9 protein-coding genes and 1 pseudogene are annotated in these 4,978 nt (G+C 54.6%); 3 read left to right on the top strand and 7 right to left on the bottom strand.

Features of this window, described 5'->3' with window-relative positions; genetic code table 11:
- Positions 1 to 250 (top strand): annotated as a pseudogene (locus ABX962_RS30050) (hypothetical protein); the annotation flags it as partial.
- A 45-nt stretch (positions 251 to 295) separates the two neighbouring features.
- Here the strand turns inward: ABX962_RS30050 and ABX962_RS30045 are convergent.
- From ABX962_RS30045 to ABX962_RS30015, 7 genes are read right to left on the bottom strand one after another with little or no spacing between them, the layout of a single operon-like run.
- Positions 296 to 1,375: a CNNM domain-containing protein gene (locus ABX962_RS30045; RefSeq protein ID WP_372725072.1), complete on the bottom strand. Its 1,080-nt coding sequence runs from the start codon at positions 1,373 to 1,375 to the stop codon at positions 296 to 298.
- Between the two features lie 9 nt (positions 1,376 to 1,384).
- Complete coding sequence (locus tag ABX962_RS30040; RefSeq protein ID WP_372725070.1) at positions 1,385 to 1,744, bottom strand: Hpt domain-containing protein; 360 nt, start codon at positions 1,742 to 1,744, stop codon at positions 1,385 to 1,387.
- Between the two features lie 39 nt (positions 1,745 to 1,783).
- Positions 1,784 to 2,026 (bottom strand): hypothetical protein, encoded by a 243-nt coding sequence (locus ABX962_RS30035; protein WP_372725068.1) that lies wholly within the window; start codon positions 2,024 to 2,026, stop codon positions 1,784 to 1,786.
- Positions 2,027 to 2,031: 5 nt separating this feature from the next.
- Entirely contained in the window at positions 2,032 to 2,556 is a 525-nt protein-coding gene (locus ABX962_RS30030; RefSeq protein WP_372725067.1) for a phage holin family protein, read from the bottom strand.
- A 5-nt stretch (positions 2,557 to 2,561) separates the two neighbouring features.
- Entirely contained in the window at positions 2,562 to 2,762 is a 201-nt protein-coding gene (locus tag ABX962_RS30025; protein ID WP_372725065.1) for a hypothetical protein, read from the bottom strand.
- Entirely contained in the window at positions 2,759 to 3,178 is a 420-nt protein-coding gene (locus ABX962_RS30020; protein WP_372725063.1) for a hypothetical protein, read from the bottom strand. The genes ABX962_RS30025 and ABX962_RS30020 overlap by 4 nt, the downstream gene beginning before the upstream one ends.
- 2 nt (positions 3,179 to 3,180) lie before the next feature.
- Complete coding sequence (locus ABX962_RS30015) at positions 3,181 to 3,612, bottom strand: CsbD family protein (RefSeq protein WP_372725062.1); 432 nt, start codon at positions 3,610 to 3,612, stop codon at positions 3,181 to 3,183.
- Positions 3,613 to 4,099: 487 nt separating this feature from the next.
- On the opposite strand from ABX962_RS30015, the gene ABX962_RS30010 reads away from it, so the two are divergent.
- Together ABX962_RS30010 and ABX962_RS30005 are read left to right on the top strand one after the other, a co-directional pair.
- Positions 4,100 to 4,417: a hypothetical protein gene (locus ABX962_RS30010; RefSeq protein WP_372725060.1), complete on the top strand. Its 318-nt coding sequence runs from the start codon at positions 4,100 to 4,102 to the stop codon at positions 4,415 to 4,417.
- A 133-nt stretch (positions 4,418 to 4,550) separates the two neighbouring features.
- Positions 4,551 to 4,978, top strand: a 428-nt coding sequence (locus ABX962_RS30005) for a ferritin-like domain-containing protein (protein WP_372725058.1), incomplete at its 3' end; no start/stop codon positions are given.

Below are 4,978 nucleotides of genomic sequence, written 5' to 3'. Positions count from 1 at the left end.
GGATTTTCATGTTCTGCGTGCCGCGTTGGCTGACGCCCTATCGAGCGTCAGCGGATGGAAGGCCGCGGCGATCAGCGTTGCCACTCGCGTCGCAGGACAGAAAGAGACCTCCGAGGCGGACCTACAATCCGACCCCAAGGTCGACAGCGGAGCGGAACGTGTTGCCGAAGTGCTGGAACGTCCCGAGACCCTCGCATTGTTCGCCGAGTTTGATCGTCGATTCGACAATTCGCTAGAACAACTTGACTGAACCCGCGTGGTCAGCGCCCTCGGCCTCGGCCGCGATTGGCATCCTTTACGCGCCGCTAAGTTCATCGCGGGACGGGGGTGCTGCGATTCCTTGTTTTTCGCGTCTTCCTTCCCAGCGTCTGCGAGCGAGTTCTTGCATGTCGACCGTCGCATCGTGTTCATCGACGATTTCGAGCCCCAACAACGTTTCGATGATATCCTCGAGCGTGACCAAGCCTTCGACGCCACCGAATTTGTCCATCACCATTGCGATGTGGGCACGTGAATCAAGTAGAAGGTCAAAGGCGACCGTGATGCTTTCGTCTTCGCTGATTCGCAAGATGGAACGCGAAAAATCACTCAATGGTTTGTCACTGTCCCCCGAAACCACGGACGCCAACAAATCACTTCGCAACACGAATCCGGTGACGATATCACGTCGTTCTCGATAGATCGGAATTCGAGAAACAGGCAGCGTCTTGAGCTCCTCAATCATTTCGGATAAATGCCGTGATTCTTCGAACGAGATCACCACCGTGCTGGGCGTCATCACGTCTTCGACCGTGATCGATTCGAGCTTCAACAGGTTGCGTAAGATGCGAGATTCGTGTTGCTTTAACAACCCCTCACGTGTTCCCAATTCGGCAACTGCCGCGATCTCGGCTCGCGTGACGAGTTGCTGTTTCTTATTACCTGACAACCATTGTGTCAAAAACTCTGACATCCAAACCAGCGGCAACATCAAAACGATCAAGCCTTGAACCAGCAGTGCGACACTGCCGGCGAGTCGGCGCCAATGCAACGCCCCGACGGTCTTGGGAATAATCTCACTAAGCACCAGGATCATCAGGGTCAATAGCGCACTGATCACCCCGAGGTATTGATCGCCGTAAATCTTGGCCGCTTGTGCCCCGACACCCGCCGCGCCGACGGTATGCGCGATCGTATTGAGACTAAGGATCGCCGCTAGCGGCCGATCAATGTTTTCTTTGAGCTGGATGATTCGCTTCGACGATTTCGTTTTGTCTTGTCGACGCTCGGCAATGAAGCTTGGCGTGATTGATAGCAGAACGGCTTCGGCAATCGAACACAGAAACGAGAAACCAATCGCGATGCACAAATACGTGATGAGCAGGAAATAGTCCATGAGAATAAATCAGTATTTGTGGTTGAGCTGTTGGACTTGCCCAACCAAATATTTCAGCGACGGCATCAGGTCGCGAAACATCATCGTTGCAGACTCCGTGTGCCCCCGACGAGCTTCATCAATGAAGGGTTGTAGCTGGGCGACGGGGGGACCTGTTTGGAAGGTGCTCAGCAGCCCCTTCAGCGCATGCGCTGTCTGAGCCACCTCACCAAGCTGGTCTGACTGCAATTGACTCTCGAGTTCTGCCAGCATCCCTGGAGCATCCTCGGAAACGATTTCAGCAAGCTCGATGAACATTTCCTCATCCCCTCCCACACGTTCGAGGGCATCGGAAAATTGAGTTCGCTCGGCTTCGCTTAATGTTGACATAATTCATTCACGCCTTAATTTTGGGATCGTAACCAGATTTTAGGGTCGCAGCTTCCACCCGACGATGACGCCGAGCCCAAACGCCCAACAGGCAGCGACATCGGGATTTTCCTTGGCGTACGCTTTGACCATGCTAAAGATATCTTGAGCGGGTTCTTTGACGTAGTGCGTTGCTGCACCTTGAGCCGCCTCCCCCGCGCCGGCCGCAATCCGGCTGGCCGTCTCTTTTGCTTGATCCGATCGAGTTGGGGACTTGCTATTTTCAGTAGGGATATTTGACATTGATATTACCTTGGGTAAACCGGGGGACGCTGGTCGGAGTCGTGCATGGAACCGCTCCACGCTGACTGGCGACGTAATTCAGGATCATCGTCCGAGAACGAATCACGACGAATCTGGTTTCGAGGCGAGGTTTTCGGCGACACCAACGTGGCCTTCAACCAACGCAAATTTTCAGCAAACTCGGACTTACTTTCACTCATTGCCGCCGCCGCACCGCTGACCGCTTTCAGTGCGATCCAGCCGAGCAACGCGACGATTGCAAAAAACACTGCTCCGACGATCAACAACGAAGCGCCCGCGGTAAGCTCGGTCAATTCCGAAAGCAAAAATCCGCTACCGATCATCAGCACTGTCAGGGCGGAACCTGCCAACGCGATCGCAATGCCGCCACAGGCGACCGCTTTAGAAAGCTTGCGTTTGGCCGCTTGGCTGTCGACCGACAATAACTGCATTTGCAGTTCAAAAAGGTCCAGGACATCTTCGGTCACCCGTTGGAAACTGGACTGCTGATCGCGTGATTGTTCAGTCATTAGATTTACCAATTTTTTCGTTTGACGAGCCAACCGATTGCGACTCCGATGGCCATCGCAGTGGCAACCGCGATAGCGGGCTGGGCCTCGATGGCGTTTTGAAGACGTCGAGGAATCCGCTTTTCTTCCTCCTCGATCGCCAGCATATGTTCTCGCTGCAGCCCACTCGGCTCGGTGCGACGACGGTGTTCTAGAGGAGCGATCATGATACGTGGTGACTCCTGTCTTTAAGAATCGAGTCGATTGGATACTTGGACGAAAATGCGTTGGTAAAGTGACTCGCCGCCATCGTCGTTGCTTGTCTAAGCAATAACGTTGCGACCGCACCAGCGATCCCGCCTAACATGCCTCGCTTGGCGGGAGCACTCGGCTGCGAAACACCTTCATGATGAACCACCACCGTGTCTCGCTGTTTTTGCTTGGCGGGAACCAACCAGTAACCAACGACCATCGCGGCCGCCAGGATAGGCAGCGGACGACGCGACATGTGGTATCGCCAATCCGACAATTGCTTGACACGTTGCCGTGCGTCATCGACATCGTAGGGCAGGTCGGTGCGGATCTCACGCATCCGTGAACGAATCGCCTCGGACTGCTTTTCGGTTGCAAGCGTAGTGGCCATGTCTATTTCTTTCGACCGAAGAACAGGAACGCCCCGGCAGCGACACCCAAACCAAAGGCGATCGCCAAGGTCTCGCCTGGTCGCGTCCGTACTCGCTCGGCCACCTTCGCTGAATAGTCACCCGATTGAGCCGCGAAACGCTGCGCTTGCTCTTTGGCAAATTGACTCGCCTCCGCAGCCATCTTTTGCGCGGCATCGCTATACTGCTGGACGGTTTCGGCCGCTTGGTCTCGCACCCCGTTGCTGAACAAGCTATCGAGAAACCGTTCGACCTCGCTGCGTGTCGCTCCGGTTTTCTGCTGGACCACGCCAACCAATCGATCCGCCGAACCTTCGGCGCGACGCAAATCGTCTTCGGTTAGTTGCGCCCAATGCTCTTTTAGACGCCCCTTCACTTCGTTCCAGTGACCTCTAAGTTGTTCTCGATTTGGCATGAGTCTCTCCCTCGATTGTCAACACATATGTATTTTGTTTATCTGCGGCTTGACCGTGCCGTCCGGCGAGGTCTTCAAGTGCGGAGTGTCGTTCGCCCCCAATCGCAGTTAGCAGACCAGACAGAGCACATCACGTGCCAAACCGCCGACATACGTCTCAGGCGGGGGCATCGCGGCGCTGCCGACCGCTAGCGAATCAACGTGATAGGGATTCGTCCAGACTGGAAACCGGAATCAATACCACTGCGGTGCATCCCGTTCGGCCAACCTGTGCGATCAGCGACCATCGGCCGTGCCTAAACGCCAACGGGACCACGGGCAAAGACTACGGGCGACCGGGCAATGACAATGGTCAACCAGCAGTCTCGCCCTATGCCATCTAACGTTGGTAGCGATCGCATCCATCGTCTTAGGACACAGTCGAGTTAGGGACACGGCGACTGGCTCCTCAAGCCCAATCCTGTCCCTGGGGTTCTTGAAGACCAGAGTGCGAAAAAGGGAACGGAATTTCAGTCTCTGCATCATCCAGTTCGCGTTTGAACTCGCGAATCAATCGCTGGGGTACATGACGCATTGGTATTTCGGATTGGATACGGTTAGCAGCAGAAAAGTGGCGAGCGACATCGCGATCCTGCGGCAACGACCAAGTCGAGCGTCTCGATGTGCAACAACAATTTTTGCCAGCGTTGTTTTTGGCAGCATTCTCCTTGCCCGCGTTGTCCCCAATAACGTTGCAGTCGGCAAACCACTGCTTCGTCGCCTCGCCTTCCGCCGCGGAATGCGTGATATCAAGCCGCGTCGCTGAACAGAGTGTGATCCATGCTTGCGGTACACAATATGCAGATGATGGTCATTCACTTCGGTCACGCATATCGAATGGATTGCGTTGCACTACCTCTAACTCAAGACCTCACCTACCGATAGAAGGCGTCATGATCATGAAACTTGACTCACTGAACAAATTGTACATTCACGAACTGAAGGACCTGTACAGCGCGGAGACTCAACTGGTCGAAGCGATTCCGAAGATGCAGAAAGCCGCCAGCAATGCCGACTTAAAGCAAGCGTTTGCCGACCATTTAGCAGAAACCAAAACTCACGTCACTCGCTTGGAATCGATCTTCAAAGAACTTGATTTTGAGCCAGGCGGACATAAGTGCGCGGCAATGGAAGGTTTGATCGAAGAGGGGGAAGAGTTGATTAAGAGCGACATTGACCCTCAAGTGCTTGATGCAGCATTGATCGCCGCGGCCCAACGGATCGAGCACTACGAGATGGCAGGCTATGGCACGGCGCGTACGTACGCTGAAAAGCTAGGCAGCCAAACGGCGGCGGATACACTGCAAGAAACGCTTAACGAAGAAGG

The sequence above is a fragment of the Novipirellula sp. genome (assembly GCF_041583735.1).
In the GTDB taxonomy this organism is placed as follows: domain Bacteria; phylum Planctomycetota; class Planctomycetia; order Pirellulales; family Pirellulaceae; genus Novipirellula.
This window is presented reverse-complemented; position numbering and strand designations above follow the sequence as displayed.